Origin of the sequence: Halorussus marinus, assembly GCF_004765795.1 — an archaeon.
In the GTDB taxonomy this organism is placed as follows: Archaea; Halobacteriota; Halobacteria; order Halobacteriales; family Haladaptataceae; genus Halorussus; species Halorussus marinus.
The window spans coordinates 143,477-166,105 of record NZ_SBIV01000003.1 but is presented as its reverse complement, the minus strand read 5'-3'; the positions used below and the strand labels follow the sequence as shown (position 1 = coordinate 166,105).

Annotated in this window: 22 protein-coding genes, 1 tRNA gene and 2 pseudogenes; 10 read left to right on the top strand and 15 right to left on the bottom strand. The window is 65.1% G+C overall.

Features of this window, described 5'->3' with window-relative positions; genetic code table 11:
- Position 1 precedes the first annotated feature (1 nt).
- A complete protein-coding gene (locus tag EPY72_RS07650) occupies positions 2-1,657 on the top strand; it encodes an ABC transporter permease (RefSeq protein ID WP_135806041.1) in 1,656 nt (551 codons plus the stop codon).
- Positions 1,658-1,918: 261 nt separating this feature from the next.
- Positions 1,919-2,206, top strand: coding sequence for a hypothetical protein (locus EPY72_RS07645; RefSeq protein ID WP_135806040.1), 288 nt, complete (start codon positions 1,919-1,921; stop codon positions 2,204-2,206).
- 27 nt (positions 2,207-2,233) lie between these two features.
- On the opposite strand, the gene EPY72_RS07640 is transcribed toward EPY72_RS07645, so the two are convergent.
- The gene (locus EPY72_RS07640) at positions 2,234-2,602 is read right to left on the bottom strand and encodes a hypothetical protein (RefSeq protein WP_168216010.1); all 369 of its coding nucleotides are present in this window, start codon (positions 2,600-2,602) and stop codon (positions 2,234-2,236) included.
- A 562-nt stretch (positions 2,603-3,164) separates the two neighbouring features.
- On the opposite strand from EPY72_RS07640, the gene EPY72_RS07635 reads away from it, so the two are divergent.
- From EPY72_RS07635 to EPY72_RS07615, 5 genes and pseudogenes are all read left to right on the top strand, one after another.
- A complete protein-coding gene (locus tag EPY72_RS07635) occupies positions 3,165-3,740 on the top strand; it encodes a hypothetical protein (protein ID WP_135806038.1) in 576 nt (191 codons plus the stop codon).
- A 414-nt stretch (positions 3,741-4,154) separates the two neighbouring features.
- Positions 4,155-4,370: an AbrB/MazE/SpoVT family DNA-binding domain-containing protein gene (locus tag EPY72_RS07630; protein ID WP_135806037.1), complete on the top strand. Its 216-nt coding sequence runs from the start codon at positions 4,155-4,157 to the stop codon at positions 4,368-4,370.
- A gap of 167 nt (positions 4,371-4,537) precedes the next feature.
- Positions 4,538-5,101, top strand: a pseudogene (locus EPY72_RS20050) (bacterio-opsin activator domain-containing protein); the annotation flags it as partial.
- Positions 5,102-5,249: 148 nt separating this feature from the next.
- A complete protein-coding gene (locus tag EPY72_RS07620; RefSeq protein WP_135806036.1) occupies positions 5,250-6,308 on the top strand; it encodes an ATP-binding cassette domain-containing protein in 1,059 nt (352 codons plus the stop codon).
- Positions 6,305-7,213, top strand: a complete 909-nt coding sequence (locus EPY72_RS07615) for an ABC transporter permease (protein ID WP_210423509.1) — start codon at positions 6,305-6,307, stop codon at positions 7,211-7,213. The genes EPY72_RS07620 and EPY72_RS07615 overlap by 4 nt, the downstream gene beginning before the upstream one ends.
- A gap of 558 nt (positions 7,214-7,771) precedes the next feature.
- On the opposite strand, the gene EPY72_RS07610 is transcribed toward EPY72_RS07615, so the two are convergent.
- The 9 genes and pseudogenes from EPY72_RS07610 to EPY72_RS07570 all read right to left on the bottom strand — a co-directional run bounded on the left by EPY72_RS07610 (position 7,772) and on the right by EPY72_RS07570 (position 15,792).
- On the bottom strand, positions 7,772-9,172 hold the full coding sequence (locus EPY72_RS07610; RefSeq protein WP_135806035.1) for a DUF7845 domain-containing protein: 1,401 nt from the start codon (positions 9,170-9,172) through the stop codon (positions 7,772-7,774).
- An 82-nt stretch (positions 9,173-9,254) separates the two neighbouring features.
- Positions 9,255-9,704 (bottom strand): annotated as a pseudogene (locus EPY72_RS20155) (DUF7845 domain-containing protein); the annotation flags it as partial.
- A 283-nt stretch (positions 9,705-9,987) separates the two neighbouring features.
- Positions 9,988-10,479 (bottom strand): DUF8129 domain-containing protein, encoded by a 492-nt coding sequence (locus tag EPY72_RS07600; protein WP_135806033.1) that lies wholly within the window; start codon positions 10,477-10,479, stop codon positions 9,988-9,990.
- Entirely contained in the window at positions 10,476-10,748 is a 273-nt protein-coding gene (locus EPY72_RS07595) for a hypothetical protein (RefSeq protein WP_135806032.1), read from the bottom strand. Before EPY72_RS07595 ends, EPY72_RS07600 begins: the two co-directional genes overlap by 4 nt.
- 103 nt (positions 10,749-10,851) lie before the next feature.
- Positions 10,852-11,118 (bottom strand): DUF7563 family protein, encoded by a 267-nt coding sequence (locus tag EPY72_RS07590; RefSeq protein WP_135806031.1) that lies wholly within the window; start codon positions 11,116-11,118, stop codon positions 10,852-10,854.
- Between the two features lie 96 nt (positions 11,119-11,214).
- Positions 11,215-11,287: transfer RNA gene (locus EPY72_RS07585), tRNA-Pro, on the bottom strand.
- A gap of 81 nt (positions 11,288-11,368) precedes the next feature.
- Positions 11,369-13,189 (bottom strand): SLC13 family permease, encoded by a 1,821-nt coding sequence (locus tag EPY72_RS07580; protein WP_135806224.1) that lies wholly within the window; start codon positions 13,187-13,189, stop codon positions 11,369-11,371.
- A 153-nt stretch (positions 13,190-13,342) separates the two neighbouring features.
- Positions 13,343-13,642, bottom strand: a complete 300-nt coding sequence (locus tag EPY72_RS07575) for a HalOD1 output domain-containing protein (RefSeq protein ID WP_167599383.1) — start codon at positions 13,640-13,642, stop codon at positions 13,343-13,345.
- Between the two features lie 95 nt (positions 13,643-13,737).
- Complete coding sequence (locus tag EPY72_RS07570) at positions 13,738-15,792, bottom strand: DEAD/DEAH box helicase (protein ID WP_135806030.1); 2,055 nt, start codon at positions 15,790-15,792, stop codon at positions 13,738-13,740.
- Between the two features lie 231 nt (positions 15,793-16,023).
- Between EPY72_RS07570 and EPY72_RS19300 the strand changes: the two genes are divergently transcribed.
- Complete coding sequence (locus EPY72_RS19300; RefSeq protein ID WP_167599382.1) at positions 16,024-16,197, top strand: hypothetical protein; 174 nt, start codon at positions 16,024-16,026, stop codon at positions 16,195-16,197.
- On the opposite strand, the gene EPY72_RS07565 is transcribed toward EPY72_RS19300, so the two are convergent.
- Both EPY72_RS07565 and EPY72_RS07560 read right to left on the bottom strand, forming a co-directional pair.
- Positions 16,198-16,590, bottom strand: a complete 393-nt coding sequence (locus tag EPY72_RS07565) for a cupin domain-containing protein (protein WP_135806029.1) — start codon at positions 16,588-16,590, stop codon at positions 16,198-16,200.
- A gap of 54 nt (positions 16,591-16,644) precedes the next feature.
- Complete coding sequence (locus EPY72_RS07560; protein WP_134668496.1) at positions 16,645-17,853, bottom strand: RNA-guided endonuclease InsQ/TnpB family protein; 1,209 nt, start codon at positions 17,851-17,853, stop codon at positions 16,645-16,647.
- 181 nt (positions 17,854-18,034) lie between these two features.
- Here EPY72_RS07560 and EPY72_RS07555 point away from each other — a divergent pair, with 181 nt between their 5' ends.
- Together EPY72_RS07555 and EPY72_RS07550 are read left to right on the top strand one after the other, a co-directional pair.
- Positions 18,035-19,219: a CBS domain-containing protein gene (locus tag EPY72_RS07555; protein WP_134668494.1), complete on the top strand. Its 1,185-nt coding sequence runs from the start codon at positions 18,035-18,037 to the stop codon at positions 19,217-19,219.
- 4 nt (positions 19,220-19,223) lie between these two features.
- The gene (locus EPY72_RS07550) at positions 19,224-19,898 is read left to right on the top strand and encodes an SOS response-associated peptidase (protein WP_135806028.1); all 675 of its coding nucleotides are present in this window, start codon (positions 19,224-19,226) and stop codon (positions 19,896-19,898) included.
- 355 nt (positions 19,899-20,253) lie between these two features.
- Here the strand turns inward: EPY72_RS07550 and EPY72_RS07545 are convergent, their stop codons facing one another.
- From EPY72_RS07545 to EPY72_RS07535, 3 genes are read right to left on the bottom strand one after another with little or no spacing between them, the layout of a single operon-like run.
- Positions 20,254-21,108, bottom strand: coding sequence for a class I SAM-dependent methyltransferase (locus EPY72_RS07545; protein ID WP_134668491.1), 855 nt, complete (start codon positions 21,106-21,108; stop codon positions 20,254-20,256).
- A gap of 1 nt (position 21,109) precedes the next feature.
- Positions 21,110-21,487 (bottom strand): 6-pyruvoyl trahydropterin synthase family protein, encoded by a 378-nt coding sequence (locus EPY72_RS07540; RefSeq protein WP_135806027.1) that lies wholly within the window; start codon positions 21,485-21,487, stop codon positions 21,110-21,112.
- Between the two features lie 52 nt (positions 21,488-21,539).
- Positions 21,540-22,571, bottom strand: coding sequence for a zinc-dependent alcohol dehydrogenase (locus EPY72_RS07535; RefSeq protein ID WP_135806026.1), 1,032 nt, complete (start codon positions 22,569-22,571; stop codon positions 21,540-21,542).
- Positions 22,572-22,629: the final 58 nt, after the last annotated feature.

Here is a 22,629-nt window from a genome sequence, read left to right as displayed (position 1 = left end):
GATGCGCCGAGCGTATCACGTTGCGCGGGCCGACTTCCTCCAGCGAGTCCGGTCACGTCGACTTATTGTCGTTCTTGCTATCGTCGCGTTCTTCGGCTATCTCGTCAACGTGGGTCAGATCGAACTCGCGTACCAAATCGGAGACGGTGACTCGCTGAAAAATATTCAGGGGACGAACACGGCCGCGTTCGTCGGCTTGAAAGCGGGTATGACCGGCTCGATGGTGTTGTTATTCGCGGGATTCTATCTGATGAAAGGGACACTCAACCGAGACCGAGTCCACGATGTCGATAGACTCGTCGCGAGTACCGCGGTCCCGAATCGGACGTACCTACTTGGGAAGTGGGTGAGCAACATCGGTCTCGGGGTCGTCGTCCTCGTTACGCTCGCACTCGCGACGGTAATCAATCATGCCGTCCACGGTGTCGGACCGACCAAGCCGCTCGCGTTAGTCGGCCCAGTCTTCGTCCTCGCGCTGCCGTTGAGTGCGCTGGTCGGGGCCGTTGCACTTCTTTTCGAGACCGTCGACCGGCTGAGTGGCACGCTTGGAAACATCGGCTATTTCTTCCTCGCGACGTTCGCGCTCGCTGGGCTTCAGTCGGCCGAGGGGCGACTTCCGAGTGAACTGCCGTTCTGGGTGAAATCGGTCGACATCATGGGACACCTCGCCGTCTACACTTTGACCGCAGACGCGCTGCTGGCGGTCGTTCCCGACGCGAGCGGTATACTCCCGTCGTTCGGGACGCTCAGTGGTGAGACACAGATGTTCCGTTACGACGGTCGGCCCTGGCCGCTATGGATATATATTCAGCGAGCCGGACTCCTACTGCCTGCTGTTATAACTATCCTCGTAGCTACGATACCGTTCACCCGAAGACCATCGGATACCGGTTCGGAAGACTCCAGATGGCTGTCGCGTCTCACGACACTACTACCCGCAGTCGGTCACAGTACCGATACGAACGAAGACACGTCCGATCGAGTTCCAGTTGATTCCATGTCGCTGACGAACGTCGAAAAACGAGAGACATGGAATTTCTGGCGGCTGGTCGCTGCCGAGACTCGGCTCACAGTTCGTGGACAACAGTGGTGGTGGTACATCGGCGCTGCGGCCTTCGTCGTAGCTCCCGTCAGTATCCTTGTGGGGGCCGGAGCGTCGACACGCTCACTCGAGCTCGCGCGAAGGGTACTGCTACCGCTCGCGTTCGTATGGCCGATCTTCATCTGGTCTGAACTGGGTGTACGGGTGACAAAACATCGAGTGGCGGATCTCGTGTTATCGTCGAACCATCCTGTCAAACAACTCGTCGCTGAGTGGTTCGCCGGCGTTATAGTGGCTGCCGGTGTGAGCAGTGGACTACTCACGTTGTTCGCGCTCAGTAATCAAACGGGGACTCTCGTTGGTATTGCGAGCGGCGTGTTGTTTGCTCCATCACTCGCGGTTGCGATGGGAATGTGGAGCCGTTCATCATGGCTGTTCGAGATGTCATACTTGCTGGTGTGGTACATCGGGCCGCTCAACGGAGCAACGCCCATGGATTTCATCGGTACGACGGCTGGTAGCGTAGAATCTGGTGTTCCCATCGTTTTTACCGGACTAAGCGTCATACTGCTCGGTGCGGGGTTAGCTCGTCGGACGATAGAACTACGGCGCTGACGGATCGCGGCTCACGATTTTCGTGGTAGATGTTGCAAGCCGATACATTTTGAGTGCGACTCCCAGCGGTTGCACGCGGACAGAAACGAATCCCGCTCGTTGCACAACCCCAGCGAACTCGGTTGTGCAACGAGCACTACGACGCGCCCCAAACCATCCCTATCTTCGGCTCAATCGCGCCGTCCCCACTCGCCTTTTATATACGAATCCCGTTTCAATCACCGCAGAATACTAGGTTCGGGGGGAGGTTGTGCAACGAGTATGCGCATCGAAGCCACTGACGCTCGCGAACGCAAGTGGGAGAATCTCAAAGAAGCCACTGGGGAAGGCCACAAGTCGACTGCCCTCGACGCGGCCGCCGATTACTACCTCAAAATGGCCGGCGACACTACCGCCGTTCCGGTCGGTCGCTTTCAAGAGCTCATGGGACTTGCCACCGAACAAGGTTCGGTCACACCCGAACAGATTGCTGAGGTTCTCGACACTCAGGAACTATCCGTCGAGGCCGAGACTACATGGTCAGTTGGAGAGACTTCTGCTAAAAAATAGTGTCACAGTACAGGATCTCGCTGAATCCTATAGAGATGATTTCGTTTCTTCGTACTCCCAAGATTCCTCATTCTTTGGATGGGACGGCGACCGATAGCGAAACCCCGCGAACTTCGCCGAGTATGTTCGCCAGTCTTCCCCATTCCGTTTTTCTTCCATCACATACCGATCCTCGCCGCAATCGACGACCAGTCGGTACGGTTTCCCTTTTGGGTAGTGGCTGCTCGGGGGACTCCGCAGGTACACGACTACGCGGTCACCAACCTCGTTTCGAGATTCACGTTCGACATACTTCACCTCGTAGCGAGTATCTTGCTGAAGTGTGTAGAGGGCCCCACCTTCTTCGACGCACGCCAATTCGCGGTACATGTCCTCCGCTGTTTTGGTGATTTCCATCATAGGCAATTCCTCAACACGCAATATTATTCCTTCGATTAGAATTTATACTATCCTACAATAATTCTGGGGCTTAACTTGATAGCACGTCCGAATTTACTAATTCGAGTTTATATTCACCATCCGCCGTGCACTTGAGTGAGATGAACCGCCCGTCCGATAGTAGGATCTCGTCTATGCCTGCAAGTTCTTTCTGACGGTGACCATCTTGGGGCGCGCCCCCTCTGCGTCCAACCAGTCATACCTCTGTAATTTAACAGTGACGTGATGATCATGTCGACAGGCCCACGAGAGATTTGTTTAATATTCTATCTTTATTGCTCGAAGTATTCTCCGGCCCAATCTTTATAGCACTACCGGTTTCTCCCATGGCCGTCTATGGCAGAAACCGAGTGCCGAGATACCGATTCAGCACACTACCGATCGTTCACACCAGTCGGCCGAAACCGCGAGTGTGAGTGTCCCGCCTGCACCCACGATAATGGGGGCCTCAGCTTCTGCGCTCGCTGCCGATTCAACGATTGCACCTCAGATCGAGCCTGCTGTGGCCAGGGGACAACCAATGAGTAAAACCATCACTCAATCCTCTACGAGCACTACCGACGATCTCCTCGACCGATTCGCGAACGTGCGAGGAGTGTTTCAGGATCGCGTCGTCGCGAAGCCGAACGGCAGCGGCTTCCACCGGCTCGCACTCGACGCCAGCGCCGACCAGCCCACTCCCGCGTGCCCGGCCGGTGGCTCCGCCTCCGACTGGCAACTCGTCCCGCCAGCCACAGTCCGCCAAAGCGGGCTTACTCCCTGCGAGTCGTGCTATAAAGCCATCTTCGAGCACCTCGCAGCCGATCCCGAAAGTCCGGTCGAGCCGCGGCGGACGCCCATCCGGTCTCGCGAGTTTGGCGAGCAGTTCGAAGACGACGAGGAACTGTTCGAGCCGCTTGAGCTCCCGTCGATCTCGTCACTGGCTGTCCTCACTCAAGAGGTGCTGGTCCGCGGTGGTTCCTCGAAAGTCATGCATGCACCGACGACTGACGGCCCGCTTTGCGGACAGTCCGGCGAGTATCGCCACGTCGTTCCCGACGCTCTCGGTGGTCACTATCGGCCGTGTCAGGAGTGCTTCGCCACCAACCGAGACTGATTCGTCTGCTACAGAGCCACTTTCGCGTGGGAAAGCCACTGCTATGTGAAATCCGGATTCAGTCCCCTCCCCGGGGTTGAGTTCCGTTGCGATACTACGAGCGGGTGCGTACTCCCCAGGGATTTCTCCCAAAATGAGTTCTTCCAGTTGAGCAATACTGATTCGAAACGAGTCACCGGCTCAATCTCAGTGCTACAGTAAATCAAGGGGAGGGGGGTTGGCTTTACTCTCCTAACTACGCGCGCGCCTGTACTGCCAGCCAACCCGTCAGTGTCTCCACCTCGAAATCAATCCAAATCAAGAGAGTTATCTCCACCAGCAACATTGTGAAGTGAGATTTGGAAGGTTGTTGGCTCAATTGAGTACGCTGGGGGTAATCTTTTTGAGGCCCCCGGTTTGTAGCGATGTGAACAGATGTCCGCAGAACTCCCCGAAACCATCGTCGAGTCCCGGAAAGTCCAAGACAGCCATAGCTCCTACCACGTCACTCTCCCGAAAGAGGCGGTCGAAGCGCTCGGTATCGGCCCCGGCTCCTCGGTGTTCTTCACCGGCGAAGCAGGCGATACCTCCCTCGAGCTCCACACCGCCGATCAGATGGTCGAGTCGATCCAGCAACTCAGCGACGCGTAACAGTCGCCGGTAGCGTGACCTCTTTTTCTTTTAGAATCGGGTGTGGAACTGAGACCTCGAGATTCGGTAAGTACGAAGTACGTACTGAACAAAAAGTGGCCCACAACTGTCACTACGAAAACTTGCTTCTCCGCCAGCGCTAACTGTCCGTCCGTCCTCTGACCTCCATGGGACTGATTGCAGAGTTCCGGATGACCTCCCAGCATCTGCCGCTGGTCGACGTGGCGGAAGACGTGTCCGAAGCAACCGTCGAGTTCGAGTCGGTCCAGGGGCGCCCGTCGGGGGCGCCGACGTTCATCGTGCGGATCGTGGGCGGCGACGCTGACGCGATCGAGGCGGCGTTCGACGACGCCGACTCGGTAACCGACTACTCGTTGGTCGTCGCCGACGGGACGACGCGGCGCTACCGCTGTCGCCCGACCGGCGACCCGCCGACGGATCTGGAACTGCTCGCGGACAACGGGTCTATCCCCGACCGTGTGCTCGCTACGCCGAGCGGCTGGGAGGAGCGGCGCTGGTTCGCCGACCGCGAGGAGTTCGACCGGTTCCGGACGTTCTGCCGAGCCAACGACTACGGGTTCCGGTTGGATCGCCTCGTGGAGGCCGACGAGGATTCGGACGAGAGAGAGACCAGCCCGTTCGGGACCGGCGACCGCTTTCGGCCGCGCGAGATGACCGGCGCCCAACAGCAGGCGCTCGTCACCGCCCACGAGATGGGCTATTTCGACACGCCGAGGACCGCCACGATGGCCGATGTCGCCGACGAGCTCGGCGTCGCTCTCCGAGCGACTGCGCCGCGCGCAGAACCACCTCGTCGCGGAGTTTCGACGCATCTCCGGTATAAAAACCCGAACAAATTAGGGCAGATGCTACGGGTCCGTGGTCACAAAGAAGCCTGTGACCGACGACACGCTACGGACGGACGGACGCGGCGCCGCCATCGACGCCGAGGGCGTGGAACTCACCTACGCCGACGGGACGGAGGCGGTGAAAGGAATCGATCTGAGGGTCCCCGAGGGCGAGTTCTTCGGCTTCCTCGGCGCGAACGGTGCGGGGAAGACGACGACGATCAAGACGTTCTCGACACTGCTGTCGCCGACCGCGGGGTCGATCACCGTCAACGGCTTCGACGTGCGCGACGAGCCCCGCAGGATCCGCGAGACAATCGGCTACATGGCCCAAGAGACCAGCGTCGACGAAGAACTCACCGCCCGCGAGAACATCCGCTTCGCCGCCCAGGCCTACGGCGTCCCGAAAAGCGAGCGCGCCGAGCGCATCGACGAACTACTTGACCTGGTGGACCTGGCGGACGTGGGCGACAAGCAGGCTGGCGAGTTCTCCGGCGGGATGAAGAAGCGGCTTGACGCCGCGACGGCGCTCGTCCACAACCCGCCGCTCGTCTTCCTCGACGAACCGACGACCGGGCTGGATCCGAAGGCACGCAATCGCCTCTGGGAGTACTTCGAGCGCATCAACGAGCGCGGGACGACGCTGTTTCTCACCACGCAGTACCTCGAAGAAGCCGACCAGCTTTGCGACCGAATCGCCGTCATTATGCACGGCGAGATTGCCGCCACGGGCTCGCCCGTGGAGCTGAAACGGCGGGTCGGCGGAGAGATTCTCGACGTGGACGTTCCCGCGGGGAAGGACGCTCGCGAGCGCGCCGCCGAGATCGCCCGCGAGGGCGATGTCTTCGACGCCGACGCGGATGTGAGCGTCACCGACGACGGAATCAGCGTCACCGCCGAGCGGGCGCGCGAGCACGGGACGGACCTGCTCGTCGCTCTACGCGACGCCGGGATCACCGTCACCGGGTTCAATATCCGCGCGCCGACGCTCGACGACGTCTTCCTCGCGATCACCGGCGAGGAACTCGACTCCGAGGATCGGTCGGCTGACGCCGTTGACGTGACGGAACCGGAGGTGGGCGCCGAATGAGCGAAGCCTCGGGAGACAAGGCCGCCAACGAGTCTCGCCCCGACGGCGGACAGGTCCGCACGATGCCGTCGAGCAACTCCTTTTTCAGCGATTTCTGGGTGAACTTCGTCCGCTGGAACTTGAAGGCGGTACGTAACCCCTTCGTCGTCGTCGGATCGCTCGTCCAGCCGATCATCTTCCTCGTCCTATTCACGCAGGTGTTCGGCCAGATCGCGACGAGCGCGCTCGGTAGTGGTGGCGGGGCAGGGGGAATCACCTACGAGACGTTCCTGCTGCCCGCTATCGCGATGCAGGTCTCACTGGCGGCCGCCGCGGGGTCGGGGATCGGTCTCGTCAACGACATGGAGGAGGGGATGTTCGAGAAGACACTCGTGATGCCGATGAGTCGCTCGGCGATGTTCCTCGGCAAAACCGCCGCCGAGATCCTCCGGATTGTCGTCCAGATCGCCATCATCCTCGCGCTGGGCACGGTGCTCGGCGCAAACGTCGCCACTGGGGTCCTCGGCGCCGTCGGAATTCTCGGCATTGGCATCCTCTTCTCGCTGTGGTTCATCGCGCTCTCGAACATCATGGCCATCGTCACCCGCGATCAGGAGTCGACGATCATCGGCGCGAACCTCCTGCAATTCCCCCTGCTGTTCGTTTCGACCGCCTTCCTCCCGTTGGACGCGATGCCCGACTGGATCCAGGTCGTCGCGACGTACAACCCAATCACCTACGGTGTCGACGCCGCACGCGCGCTCATGCTTGACCAGGACGTCATGACCGTCGTCGAGGTCACTCGCTTCGGCGGTATCTGGGACACGCTCGTCCCGGCGATCGCCGTGCTCCTCGCACTCGATATCGTTCTCGGCGGCGTCATGATCTACTTGCTCAACCGGGCGTCGAGTTCCGCTGTACAGTGAGACCCGCGAAGTCGGCATCCACCCCACTGACGTGATCGCGGGGCTGTCGGTACACGCGTCGTCTCGATTCGACTCCCAGTTTGTCACCGGTCGCTCCGTAGTAGATATTTAAATCAGCGGTGGAGCAGAACAACTCCATGGAGGAATGCGTTCGCTTGCGGACGAAGCACGAGCGCTCACTCGCGTGGGAGCAGTCGATCCATGCGCACTCGGCGCCTACTTGTGGGCGTGGCCTCGATCTCGCGCTCGGACCCGTGTGCGCGACGAGGCTGAGTGGTCGTGCGTGGCCTGAGCAACCGACCGTGGTGTCTTTTGTTTCCGGTGTCCTGAGCGAAGCGAAGGACGTACTTTGAGCCCGTGGCTCTTTAGCCACACCCTCTAAGCGGAAATTCGGGGGGACCCCCCGGATTCCGCGCTCGGCCACCGTCCTGATCACGGCGCTCCCGATGCAGGAGATACCACTCAAAACAAGTCTACTTTACCACTATGGCAAATAGAACAAATAGAGTTAGAATAAGGTCAACCGAGAGATAGTGTTGCCACTCACCAGTCGGCCCGTCAGCCGAACGTCTGGCTGAACAGGCTCGGACCCTTCGTCCGAGTAAACAGATTCTTCCAGAGCACCGGGTTGTATCGCGAGCCGTCCGCCAGTCGAACATCCGGCCGGAACTCGACGGCGAATCGTCCCACCGCGCTGTCGGTCAGCTCCGCCCAGTGACGAGCGCCCGACCGGAGGATTCGCTTGAGCTCTTTCCGGTCCTCCGGCGTGTACTTCATCGAGAGCGTGTCGCGATCCTCCTCGTCGTCACTGTCAATCTCGACGCCGTAAGTCTGGCGCCACTGTGCGAACGCAGAGTCGCCATCCGCAACGCGCTCGGCCTGAACCATCTTGTCCGCCGCTTCGGACATCGAGACTTCGAACGACTCCTTCGCGCCCTGGACGTACTTCAGAATCTCTTGTGCGACGTTCTTCGAGCGCAGACGAACGTCACCGTACTCGTGGACGACGATGTCGCCGAGGCGATCCAGCGCCCGGTAGACCGTATCGATGTGGCGTCCGAGATCCGCCGCGAGGTCGGCCGGCGAGATCTGGCCGCCGTCGGCCAGTAGCTTGTCGAGCGCCTCCGCGTCGGTCGGCGCGAGATTCGGAACGACCCGCATCACGTCGTCATTCTGCTCCTGCTGGATGCTCGGGAGCTGGTTCACGGCCAGCTGGCGAAAGCGACGCTCACCAGTTACTTCGAAGACCTCGTCCTCGACGTAGTACTGATCGTCAGGTCGGAGCGGAATGTCCGCCCAGTCAAGGACGTTCAACAGTGCCTCGTCGAGTTCCTTCTCCAGGCGCCGGAGATCGTCCCAGTAGACAGTGCGGTCGGTGACCGAGTTCTGAAGCGCGACGCCGACCTTCGGATGTTCGAGCATCCCGTCGCCGTCGACAGCGCTAGGGTTGTTGACGTGATAGTGCTTGAATTCCTTGCCGAGCGAGTGGCCGCCGAGCAGCTCGGACGCGCGATCGCTCCCGATCGTCGCGACGTGGTAGTAGCCCTCACACTCGCGATCGTCCCGAATCGACTTCGCGTACCCCGAGCGCTCGTCAGCCAACAGCATCGAGATGCGATGAATCGGCCCGTCAATGGCGTACAGCGGGCCGGTCTTCTCCTCGTCGAGGCGGACGTAGAGCTCGCCGTCGACGATGTTCGAGGAGTGGTGGATGTTCTCCGGTCGGACATCGTCGTAGGGGATGTAGGTCGGGTTCGACCAGTTCTTGCCCTGCTGGCCGTGGAGCACACCCAGTGCGTGATAGAACAGCTTCGGGTACACATTCGGTTCGAGGTTCGACCCGTCGAAGGTGACGTCGACGCCGAGGATGTCGTGGGGGTTGCTCGGATTCGAGTAGCCGTCTTCTGATTCGAGGTCGGGCCACCGCGGTTTCACCGAGAACGTTTTTCCGAAGTGCATCGTTGTGATCGTCGACACCTGCGGGATGAACTTTGATCGAGTACTCGCGGACGTTCTGAATGCGGAACGACTGATCGTCCCACGGTTTGAGCTTGCTGTCCGAGAACGAGAACTCCAACTCCCAGCGTTCGCGGTCGGTCTCCTCGGCGATCTCGTCCGGGACTTCAAATTCGGTAGTGAGGGCGCCGTCGTCGCGGAAGTCGTGTTCCTTCTGGAGACTGTTCAACCCGTAGTAGACGTCGAGGCCGATATCGTACTTCACGTAGGCTTTGAATTCGTGCCACTGGGTCCGGATGAAGTACGTCCGATTGATGTCGTCGACCGTCGCGTCCTCTTGGTCGTCACTATCAGTTTCCTCGCGAGCGACCGCATGCTGGAGGTCCTCGCAGGTGTACTCGTGGTCGTCGTAGTCGACGATACGTTCGAACTCTTGTTCGCAGTACCGACAACAGATGACCGTGTCCGGACCGGAGTCGGCTGGCCCCGGACCGTCTTCGACCTCGTAGTCACCCTCCAGGAGGGCGCCCTCCATCTGGTCGGCGAGATCGTCCTCGGCGTGGATGTCGTCCATCGTGACCGCGTCGCGGTCTTCGCCGACGTGGTGGACCTCGCGGGTCACGGTTGGTCACCCCCGCGAATCACGGGCCGACTCGCGCTCGGCAACTCGGTCGGCGAGTACTGGCGCTCGTCGGGATACCGGTGCTGGCAGTCTCGACAGAGTACCCGCGCGGTCTCGCCGGCCTTCGCGACGTAGATCGTCGCGGACCTCTCGAATACCCGCTCGCTGCATTCGGCGCACTCCGGGCGAGCGAGCGTCACTGGCCCTCACCTCCGTCAGCTACGACCTCGGTCTGTGTCGTTGCCGAGTCGAATCGCCGGCCGACTGTGGGCTTCGTGGGCCGTTTGTCTGCGGGAACGCGTTCGCCGTCGGCGGTGACGTAGGTGACCTCGGTTGCAGGAAGATCGCGACTGTGAGGCTGGTAGCGCGACGGTCGTTCGTCGAGACGTGCGGTAGCGAGGTCCGGACGCTCGCCGTACTCTTCGAGGTATGCCTTCCGTTCTTCGAGTAACTCGATAATCCGATCGCGCGGCCCGCGATCGAGCTTGCGCTCAACTGCAATCCAGGCGTTCACCACGCCGATCTTGTCGATACCTCGGATTCGAGCTCGGACGAGTGGCTGAAGCGTCCGATCCGTATGTCGGGAGCCGCGCTCGACGAGGTCGTGGTCGAGGAACCGCGCGGGATTCTCGCCGAGCTTCCGCTTGAGTCGCCGCTGCCAGTCAGGCGTGGCGTCGCGATCGTTCACGACTCGGCTCCCTCCTGATCGAAGGTCTCGCGAGCGTGGTCGTCGCCCTTGAGCAGCTGGGGGTTGCTCGGTCGATTGTCGAACCTGATGCCCGAGCGATGGTGGATATGGTACTCGCCGGCCGAGAACACCAAGTACGGGCTCGCACCGTCGGCGATGGCGGTTAGCTGGTGGACGTAGACGTAGCGCTCGCGACCGTCGACACGATCCCAGGCACGCCACCGGCAATAGCCGTCGCTACGGGTCTCGTAGCGGGCTGGCGCGGCCATCCTTAGCCCTCCTCGCTAGGTAGCTCGCTCGGACGCTCAGCTGGATGAACGAGAAGTTCCCCTTCGCGAACGTCGTAGAGTTCGCTCGCGCGGACGAATCCGGTCACGGCGATTCACCTCCGTCAGCCACGCACTTGCGACGGAGTTCCTTCCCGCCGTTACGAGCGGGGTTCTCTTGCGGATCAGGATGGTCGACTTCGTCGCCGCGCGCCGAGCCGTGTTCGATACGTGGCCACGAATCGTAGCCCGGACATCGTTTAGCTCGGCCGCTCTCGGTCCCGTAGATGCGGCGGAACTCGGCAGTGACGTGGGCGTCGCAGTAGTCGCAGGTGTGGCGGTCGCGGTCCGAGTCGGGGAGTTGAACCGCCATCAGAAACCGCACCTCCAGCCAGTGAGAAGGGCGAGAACGAGACCGATTCTAAGGCGTTTAGAAGCGGCAAAATCAGCTGATTTACTTAAGTGGCTATGGGACCGCCCGGATTCGAACCGGGGTTATCGGCACCCAAGGCCGAAAGGATACCAAGCTACCCCACGGTCCCGTACCGTGTACGTAGCGCGCGAACACCTGTAAAGGGTTTCGTTTGTCGCGGCCGACGGCGCCGATCGGCGACCCGCGCGCCTCAGACGCCCCAGATCACCGCGATACCCGCGGTCGTGGCGATCGCGAACAGCAACTGAAGCGGCGCGCCGACCCGGATGTAGTCGGTGAACCGGTAGCCGCCGGGACCGTAGACGAAGAGGTTCGTTTGGTAGCCGACGGGCGTCATGAACGCGGTCGAGGCCGCGAACGTGACCGCCAGGACGAACGCAAAGGCGTTGGCGTCGAGCTGGGCGGCGGCCTCGGCCGCGACCGGGATCATCAACACGACGCTGGCGTTGTTGCTGATGACGTTGGTGAGCAGGGCGGTCACGACGTAGAACAGCCCGAGGACCGCGATCGCGGGCAACACGTCGGCCGAGGCGACCACCAGATCCGCGAGCAGGTCCGCGCCGCCGGTCTTCTCGAGCGCGATCCCGAGGGGGATGACCCCCGCGAGCAGGAAGATGACGTCCCACTCGACGGCGTCGTACACCTCCGGGGGCTTGAGCACGCCGGTCACGACCATCGCGAGCGCCCCGGCCAGCGCCGACACCATGATCGGGAGGACGTCGAGGGCGGCGACCGTGACGACCGCCGCCACGATCCCGAGCGCGAGCGGGATCTTCGACTCCCGGTAGTCGGGGCGCTCGATCTCCTGGGCCACGATGAAATCGCGGTTGGCGTTCAGCCGCGAGACGCTGTCGGCGGTCGCCTGCACCAACAGCGTGTCCCCGACACGGAGTTCGGCGTGGTCCATGCGCTCGCGGATGTACTCGGGCCCCCGCCGGAGCGCGAGCACCGTCGCGTCGTACCGGTCCCGGAAGCTCGCGCTGGCGAGGCTCTCGCCGACCAGCGACGACCGGGGCGCGACGACCACCTCGACGAGGCTTCGCGCGAGGCCGGTGTCGTCGCCGCCCTCGAGTTCGGCGTCGGTCACGTCGACTTCGGGGAGCAGTGCCAGCCCCTCGGCGTCGATGAGCTCGACGAGCGTCCCGCGGTCGGTCCGGAGCGCGAACACGTCCCCGGACTGGATCTCCTTGGGACCGAGCGGTTCGGCGAACGTCGTCTCGCCCCGGATGAGCTGGACGAGATCGACGTCGAAGTCGGTCTCCGCGAGCGCGTCGGCGACGGTCCGGCCCACCAGCGGCGAGTCGTCCTCGACGACGACCTCGGTCAGGTACTCTTCGAGCTCGAACTCCTCGGTGAGGTCTTCGCGGGGCGGGATGCGTGCGGGGGTGAGCCACCGGCCAACCGTGAGCAGGTACACCGTCCCGACCCCCGAGACGATCAGCCCGAGCGCGGTGAACTCGAACATCGAGAACGCGTGGAGTTCGCCGAACGCCGCGGGGTCCTGTGTCGCGAGCCGGACCGAGAGGTCGCTGGCGAGGATGTTCGTCGAGGTGCCGATGAGCGTGAGCGTCCCGCCGAACATCGAGGCGTACGACAGGGGCAACAGCAGTTTCGACGGGGAGGTCTTGCCCTCGTGGGCGAGGTCGGTCACCATCGGCAACAGGATCGCGACCGCCGCGGTGTTGTTGATGAACCCGGAGATAGAGCCGACGACGCCGATCGTCGCGCCGAGCTGGCGGCCCTCGTCGTCGCCGGTGAACGCCGCGATCTTCCGGCCGAGAATCTGGACCGCGCCGGTACGCTGGACGCCGTAGCTCAGCACGAACATCGCGAGCACCGTCACGGTGGCGGTGCTGGCGAACCCCGAGACGCCCTCCGCGGGAGAGACCCGGGTCCACGGCTCGAGCACCATCAGCGCCACCATGATCCCGATCGCGGTGATGTCGATCGGAACCGGCTCGGTGGCAAACAGCACAAGCGCGACGAGGATGACGAGGAAGACGACCTGCATGCCGCCGACACCCGCCGTCAGCTCCGGAAGTACCACGGCGGATACGTCTCGACGGGTGACCAAAAATCGTGCGGACTGGCGGCGACGGCGATCCCCCTCAGCGAGCGTCGAGCGCCCGGTCGGTCGTCGACCGGGCGGCGAGCGTCGGGAGCGTCAGCGGTCGTCGTACACCGCGATACAGCCGTCGCCGTGGACGACGACCACGAGATCGTGGACGCCGAACTCGAAGCGCCAGTGGTCCCCGCGCGAGCGGCGCTCGAACAGCGAGTCGAGCGCTTCGAGATCGAGCGCGTCGTACAACTGGAGGTTCCGGTGGGTCGGGTCGACGCCCTCGGCGGCCGCGACCGCGTTGATCACCGTCGTGCTGAGCGCGGCGTCGCCGTCCGGGTCGTGGTACGCTTCGTGTTTGGGCGCGACCGCGCGTTCGGAGCTCTCGGGGTTTGCCGTGGCCATTATCAACGCATTGGCAGCTACCGCATATGAAACTCCGGCAGACGAGCGTCAGACGCTCCCCGGTCGTCGCGCCCAGACGGCGGTCGCGGGCGGTCTCACTCCTCGTCGCCGTGGAGTTCGAGTTCGGCCGCGATCTCGTAGAGGTCGGTGTCTTTCCGGATGCCGTCGAGGATCTTGAACGCCTCGTCGGGCGCGAGGAAGTGGCTGGTGACCACCCGACCGAGGTCGGTGGGTTCGAGCCCGTCGATGAAGCCGTATTCGAGGAGCTTGCCGAGCGCGTGCTTGGTCGGCACCTCGCCGATCATCCGCTCGTTGAGCCGCTTGGTCTCGGTGCCGGCGACGGTGATGTTCGCGAGCGTCTCCTCGACGGCGGCGCTCTCGTCGTACAGCGTCCGGACGTTCTCCATCTCGCCTTTCAGGAGCTTGAACGCGACCTCGTCTTCGGTCATCTCCATGCTGTTGTGGTAGGCGGCGTCTGGCTCGACCAGCACGTACACCTTCCCGCGGTCGTGGTAGTCCGGCCGGCCCGCTCGCCCGAGCATCTGGTGGAACTCCTGGACCGAGAGCCACTCGATCCCCATCGCGAGGGTGTCGAACACGACCTGCGAGGCCGGGAAGTCGACCCCGGCCGCCAGCGCCGCGGTCGTCACGACCGCCGCGAGGTCCTGATCGGCGAACTGGCGCTCGACGGTCTTCCGACGGCCGTAGTCGAGGCCCGCGTGGTACGGCGCGGAGCTGTACTCCAGCTTCCGGGAGATCTCGTGACACCGCCGCCGGGAGTTGGTGAAGATGATGGTCTGGCCGCGATACCCCTGCGAGGACGTGCTGTCGAACTCGCGTTTGACCAGTTTGTTCTCGATGTCGCCTTTCTCCTGGCCGTCGGCGAAGGTGACGTGGCGTTCGAGCGGGACCGGCCGCTCCTCGTACTCGACGAGGTTCGCCCGGAGCGACTCGGCGAGCCCGGAGGGGTTGCCGACCGTCGCCGAGAGGTAGACGTACTGCGCCCCGTCGTACGCCTCGCGGCGCTCGGCGCGGGTCTCGCAGTAGTGTTTCAGCCGGGCGATGAGCCCGTCGAGGCGGTGGCCCCGCTCCTGTTCTTTGAGGGTGTGGACCTCGTCGATGACGACCGTCCCGATGTCGCCCAGATCCCGACCCGTCCGGAGCGCGTGGTCGACGCCCTCGTAGGTGCCGACGATGACGTCCGCGCTCGGGTCGAACGCCTGTCCGTCGTCGCGCACCCGGCTCGCGCCGACCCGGATGGTCACGTCCACGAGGTCGCCGTACTCCTCCTCGAAGTCCTCGTGTTTCTGGTTGGCCAGCGCGACCAGCGGCACCAGAAACAGCATCTTGCCCTCCCCGTCGAGCACCCGGTCGAGGCCGGTCATCTCGCCGACGAGGGTCTTGCCGGTCGCGGTGGCGCTCACCACGAGCTGGTCCTCGCCGTCGAGGAGGCCGTTCTGGACCGCCAGACTCTGGACGGGCAACAGCTCCTCGAAGCGGTCTTCGAGGAGGTTCTGGACGCCGGGGTGGAGCCCGAGCGAGTCGACCGGGACCGTCTCGACGTCCTCGACGTTGGCGCTGATCTCGTCGAACTTCGTGAGGTCGGGGTCGAGCTGTCCCTTCAGGAGGTTCGTGATGCGTTCGAGGTCCTGCACTTCGAGCAGGAGGTCTTCGAGCCGGTCGTGGGCCTGCCCGGTGAGGTCGCCGTGGAACGCGAGCTCACGCTCTAGCTCCTCTTTGGCGCAGTCGGGACAGATGTACTCCTCGCCGGCGTCGATGGCCGTCTCGCTCGTGATCGGCGAGTAGCGCCCGCTCGACGCACACAGCCGACAGGTCCGGACGACCTTGGCGTCGAGCTGGTAGCCGTCGAGCATCTCCCGTAGCTCCGTTCGACTCGACGACGGGGTCTGTTCGGAGATCCGGATGCGGTCGGCCCTGCGGGCGATCTCCACGAACTGGTCCGGGTCGCGTAGCTCCTCGCTCGACCCGCGCTGGACCCGGAGCTTTCCGGGGCGGGGCCCGGCGTCGGTCTGTTTCAGTTCGAGCTTCGCGCGGAACACGCGCGACCCGTCGCGGTTCACGACCGCGACGTAGTCGCCGGACTGCTCGTGGAGGAACAGCGTGTCCACCTGCGGGACCTGCTTCGACACACCACCCGATAGTGGCTCGCGGTATTTGAGCGGTTCGGAACGGTCGGTCGGCCGCCGAGCGCGCGGCGTCGACGACCGTCACCGGACGGGTCGCGACCGACCGAAACGCGACGATACCGGTCGGTAAGCTCGGGATAACTCCCCCGACGGGTTCGTTATCGTCGCAATTCCGTTCGGCAACCGGCAAATAACAAAGCCCGCTTCGTCGCAACCGCGGGACGTACCAGACCTATGCGGGGGAGCCAAAACGAGCAGTTGCCGGCGCGGTTCGACGAGGAAGTCCAGTTACAGATAGACGACGCCACGGACGGCCGCCCGACCGTGCGGATGCAGGACCGACGCGTCTCCGAGGCGTGGATCTCGGCGGACATCTCGGCGCTCGTCTCGCTGCCGGAGTACGAGTAGCTACTCCACCAGTTCGATCTCGTCGTCGCCGTTCGGAACTGCACAGAGGAAGGCCCCGGACTCGTCGCCCTCGTTTCTGTACCAGTGGACGGCGCCGGCAGGGATGAGCAGCGAGTCGCCCGCGCTGACGGTGTACTCCTCGCCGTCGGCTTCGGACGGCTCTCTGATCCCCACGACGTACTCGCCCGCAAGGACGTACTGCTCGTGTTCGACGTCGTTGGTGTGCTCGGGGACCGACGCGCCGGGGTCGAGTTCGAACCGCCGGATCGCGAAGTTCGGGGCGCCGTGCTCCTCGGCGACGAGCACGCCCTTTCGCATCCCGTCGGCCGCGCCGACGTTCTCGTACTCGATGTCGTCTCCGCGCCGGATCACCGGCTCGACTTGCTCGCTCATACGGATGTCCTACGCACGCGAGCGCTTAAAAGGTCGGCTCGGTCGGCGAGCGCGTCAGTCCGACAGCGGCGGGTCTGACAGCTCCGCGTACGGCGTGAACCCGTCGTCTGGGGTCACGACGCCCGACTGGAGCGCACACGCCGCCGCGCCGAGCCCGCGCGAGGAGAGCGGGCCGCGTCGCACGCACCGGAACGCGATGTTCTTGGCGGCGTTGTAGTCGTCGTTGGCCGACGCCTCGCATTTGAGACACTCGAAGTGGCCGGCCTCGACGTCGCGGTTCTGCGGGTGGGTGAACCCACACTCCATGCACCGCTGGCTGGTGTACTCGGGGTTGACCTCCACGACGGCGATGTCGCGGGCGGCCGCACGATACTCCACCATCGAGAGGAGTCGCTCGAACAGCCACTCGTGGAAGGGGTCGGCCTCGGGGAGCAGGTCGTGGACCTCCGCGAGCTTGCCGAAGGCGACGAGCTCGCAGTCGTAGCGCGTCGCCTCCTCGACGATGCCGTTGGCGATCTCGTGGAGCCGATGGGTGACGAACTGGTCGGTCCGGTAGCCCGCCTGCCGGAGAGTCCGGGACGCGCTCCGGGTGCCGGTCGCTTCGAGGGACTCCCGGACGCGCTCGAACTCCTCGCGGCGGTGGGAGAGTTCGCCCGCGGGGAAAAACCGGGCGGTGCTGGTGACCGCGAGGTTCTCGACGCCCAGATCGACCCCGAGCACGGTCGCGCCCTCGGTCGGCGGGTCGACGGCGGGCTTGGGCGTCCGGAAGCCGAGGTGGAAGACGAACTCGCCGTCGCGGTAGCGGAGCGCGCTCTTTGCGGGCTCCCACTCCTCGCCGTCGAGGTATCGGGACTGGTAGCCGCCGTCGGCCGGCAGATCGAGGTCACACCGGACCCGGTCGTCGGTGGTCGTGAGGCTGACCGTGCGGTCCTCGAACACCGTCATCGTGCGGGTGTCGAACGCGACGGTCGGGCTGGTGAACTCGGGTTTGGTCCCCGACTCGCCGGCGCGTTTGATCGCCTCGGCCGCTCGGTGGGTCGCCAACACCGCGTGCTGGCTACTGAGGTCGGTGTGCTCGCGGAGTTCGTCGTACGCGAGCTGTTGGACCTCGCTCCGCGTGTGACAGACACCCCACGCCTCGTTGACCGCGAGCTGACAGCCGCGTTTCCACTCCGAAACCAGCTCGCGGAGCCGTGTGGCGTCCGTCGGAGACACGGAGAGACCCGTGACCGCCGTCCGTCTGCAGTACTCGGTGTCTGCCACGTTGTTCGTGACTGTCTCCGGGGGCCTCTTGAATACTTGGGTTGACGGTCGCCGGACGGGACCGACCCGGGCCACCGTCGAACCGCCGGCACAGACCGCCGGGGTGGCCGACTGTCGTCCCACGAAGCCCCCGAACGGGCGACCAAATACTGTTAAGGGTCTGCCACGGTAACCCACAGGTATGCGAAGTTTCACAGTGGGTCGGGCGTTCGGCATTCCGATCAAGCTCGACCTGACGTTTCTCCTCATCCTCCCGGTGTTCGCGTGGCTCATCGGGTCACAGGTGGGTCTGTGGGTCGAGAACCTGAACATGCTGTGGGCGCTCGATCTGGACGCCGGCCCGCTCACCGCCGACGGAACGCAGTGGGTGCTCGGCGCCGTCGCGGCCGTCGGGCTGTTCGCCGGCGTGGTGCTTCACGAACTCGGCCACTCGCTGGTGGCGATCAGATACGGCTTCCCGATCGACTCGATCACGCTCTGGATCTTCGGCGGCATCGCGCAACTCAGCGACCAGCCCGAGGAGTGGCGCGAGGAGTTCGCCATCGCCATCGCGGGCCCCGCGGTCAGCATCGCGCTCGGCGTGCTCTCGTACGCCGCGCTGTTCGTGATCCCGACCGGACTCCCGACGGTCCGGTTCGTGTTCGGCTACCTCGCGCTGATGAACCTCGTGCTCGCGGCGTTCAACCTCCTGCCGGGGTTCCCGATGGACGGCGGGCGGGTCCTCCGGGCACTGCTCGCCCGGAACCGGCCGTTCGCCGACGCGACCCGGATCGCCGCGGAGGTCGGCAAGCTGTTTGCGGTGTTGCTCGGGCTGTTCGGACTGCTCCAGTTCAACATCGTTCTCATCGGGATCGCGTTTTTCATCTACGTCGGCGCGACCAGCGAGGCCCAACAGACCGTGATGAGCACGGCGTTTCGCAACGTCCGGGTGCGCGACGTCATGACAGAGGTCGACGAGCTCGACGCGGTCACCCCGGACACGTCGGTCTCGGACCTGCTGGAGGCGATGTTTCGCGAGCGCCACACCGGCTTCCCCGTGATCGAGAGCGGCGAGCCGGTCGGGATGGTGACCCTCGAAGACGCCCGCGATGTCAACGAGGTCGAGCGCGACGCCTACACCGTCGCCGACGTGATGTCCCGGGAGCTCAAGACGATCCGGGCCGACGAGGACGCGATGACCGCGTTCGAGCGGATCCAGCAACACGGCATCGGCCGGCTCCTCGTCGTCGACGACGACGGCGAGCTCGCGGGGCTCATCTCCCGGACCGACCTGATGACCGCGTTCGAGGTCATCCAGCAGACCGGCCGGATCAGCGAGGTCACGCCCGCCGAGGAGCCGACCCGCGAGACCGAACAGCCCTTCTGAGACGATGTGTGGGAGAACTTCGCTTTTCGCCTCGGCCGAGCGCGTCCGCGAGCGCTTCGACGCCGAGCCGGTCCGACCGCTCGAACCGCGGTACAACGTCGCGCCGGGCGACGACCACCCCGCGGTCCTGAACGACGCCCCCGACGAGATTCGGTTCCCGACGTGGGGGCTGGTCCCCGAGTGGGGCGACGGCTCGGGCCACAGCAACGCCCGATCCGAGACGGTCGCCGACAAGCCAAGCTTCCGAGAGGCGTTCGCCGAGCGGCGGTGTCTCGTCCTCGCCGACGGCTTCTACGACTGGAAACCCGTCCCGACCGGCAAACAGCCCTACCGGATCGAGCGGGCCGACCGCGAGCCGTTCGCGTTCGCGGGGCTGTGGGAGCCGGCCCGCGCGGACGCCTCGACCGGCGCCGACGACCCGACGTTCACCGTCCTTACGACCGAGCCCAACGCGGTCGTCGAGCCGATCCACCACCGGATGCCGGTGATGCTGTCGCCGGGCGAGGAGGGCCGCTGGCTCCGCGAGGGCGGTGTCGATCTGCTCGATCCGTTCCCCGCCGAGGAGTTGCGGGCCTACCCGGTCTCGGACGCGGTCAACGACCCCGCGAACGACTCGCCCGACGTGATCGAGGAGGTCCCGGCCGAGGAGGACGTCCAGACCGGGCTCGGCGACTTCTAGGCCGGAGTCCGCCGTCGAGGTCGCTCGGAAGCCCCGCCGGCCGTCCGCGAAACGGGGAGACCGCTCGGCGTCGAACGGAACCGAAAGGAGAGATACCGAGAGTGACGGCGACCCGGAACGAGAACTTTCGTGGGAGGGTTGGTGACACGACGGCGGGAGGCCAGCCCGCCACCAGCGCCTCCGGCTCCGCCGGACGTCGCCGTCCTGTTACTGCGCCCGAGCCGCCGGGCGCGTCAGTTGCTTTGGCGGGTTCGGACTTTGTTATGGGGCGAGTTCCCCGCCACAGGACGCGACTGTGACGCGACAGACCGACGCTACGACCGCGTACGGCCCCCCGGACCGCCCCCGACCGGCGTCAGGGCGCCCGGTAGAGCAGATCGTACTGGTGGGCGACGTAGCTCAGCTCCCCGGCCGCGAGCTGGTCGCGGCGGGTCTCGATCCAGTCGTCGAACTCGGCCACCTCGCCCCCCGCGAGCGCGTCGGCGACGAAGTCGAGGATGCACGACAGAAACAGCGCCTCGTCGGCGGGGTACGAGCCGTCGCGGGGCCGGACCACCCAGTCGGAGGCCCCGACGGCGAGCAGGTCGCCGTCGGCCCGCCCGAGCAGATCGAGGAGGCGTCTGCCCGCGCGGCTGTCCCGGCTCTCCCGGGCGTCGATAGCGCGGTGGTACGCCCGCTCGACGGCGTCGTCGGCGGGGTGGCTCGGCTGGAATATGGTCCCGGCGTCGAACGTGATCGGGAAGTACGCGAGCCCGCCCGGCGAGAGGGCGCGCTCGAACGCGGCGACCGCCGGCTCGACCGCGACCACGTCCATGAACGCCTGCGCGACGAGCAGGTCGAGGCCGGCGTCGACGCCATCGACGGCCGCCAGCGCGTCGCCGGCCTCGAACGCCACCGAGAGCTCCTCGACCCGGAACCCGCGGTCGGTCTCGACCGGGTCGTAGCCGGCCGCCTCGAGCTCGGCGGCGCGGGCCGTCCGGGCGTGTTCGACCAGCGCCTCGGCGCGTTCGACCCCCCGGTAGCGACCCGCCTCGACGCCCCACTCGAGCAGTCGGGGGACGGTCACGCCGGTGCCGGCGCCGGCCTCGAACACCGTCGGGCGCTCGGGGAGCGCCGCGAGGAGTCGCTCGCGGACCGACCGCGCGAACGCGCGCTCGTCGACCGAGCGCTTGGCGTTCAGGTAGTCGATCCGGGCGTGGTCGTCGACCATCTCAGAGCGACCGCTCGTGGCTCGCCCACGCGGCGTCGTCCTCCCACATCCGGACCGCGAGCCGGTCGGGCGTCTCGGGGTCGAGCTCCGCGAGGAGCCGGTCGCCGAACTCGCGGGCGAACCGCTCGACGCTCGGGTTCGCGTCGGCGAACTCCGGGAGGTCGTTCAACAGCGCGTCCCGGTAGCGGGCTTCGAGCGTGTCGAGCGCCTCGTCGACCGCGTCGATGTCCACGAGGTAGCCGTACTCGCCGAGCTCGGGGCCCGCGAACCGGACCGCGACCTCGAAGTGGTGGCTGTGAACCTCGCCCTCCGGTCCCGGGTCGGGCACCGTCAGGAAGTGCTGGGCGACGAAGTCGCGAGAGACGGACAGTTCGTACACGGTCCGGTTCTAGGGAGCTCAGCTCTTAGTTCTCCGGGTGGTCGCGGATCGCTCAGTCGTAGGTCAAAAGCACCTGCAGGGGCGACCCCTCGCCCGCGTCGGCGCCGTCGAGGAGGTCGTAGGCCCGCGGGGCCTCGTCGAACGGGATTCGGTGGGTCACGATCTCCTCGACGGGCACCCGTTCGAGCAGGTCGACCGCGGCGTCGAGCCGGCGGTCGGTGGTCCACCGGCCGCGTCGATCGGGCGCGATGGTGCTGACCTGACTCGAACTGATGTCGATCCGGGCGCGGTGGAACTCCCCGCCGAGGTCGAGGTCCGCGCGCTTCTGGCCGTACCACGAGCCGACGACGATCCGGCCGTCGTAGCCGACCGCGTCGACCGCGTCGTCGAGCGCGGCGGGCCGGCCCGAGATCTCGACCGCGAGGTCCAGCCCCGGCGGCTCGTCGGCGTCCCGGTGATCGCCGAGTCGGTCGCTACGGTCGGGGTGGAGCGTCTCGTCGGCGCCGAGTTCGGCGGCGAGGTTCCGGCGACCCGGAAGGGGATCGACCGCGACCAGCGACGAGAGGGGAAACGCCGCGAGCAGGCCGATCGTGAACAGCCCCACGACGCCGGCGCCGTGGACCGCGACCCGCTCGCCGACCGCCGGCGCGGCGTCGAGGACGAGATTGGTCGCGGTCTCGGCGGTCGGCAACAGCGCCGCCTCGGTCGCCGACAGCGAGTCGGGGACGGGGATCAGCGAGTCGGGGGCCGCGAGGAACTGCGACTCGTGGGGATTGAACGCGAACACCGACCGGCCGCGCCACGCGTCGTCGACCCGATCGCCGCAGGCGGTCACCGTCCCCACGGCGGCGTACCCGTAGCTGACCGGAAACGAGAAGTCGCCGTCGAACGCCTCCAGCGTCGGGTCGACAGCCATCTCGGTCGGCACCTCGTCACGGTAGACCAGCAGTTCGGTCCCGGCGCTGATCGCCGAGATCGCGGTCTCGACCCGAACCTCCTCGGGACCCGGCTCCGGGACCGCCCGCTCGCGGAGCGCGACCTCGCCGGGCGCTTCGAAGTACAGCGACCGTGCGCGCTCGCTCATCTCAGCCGGTCCCCCGAACGCCGCTCGACCCGGTCGTGAAACGAGTACAGGACACACA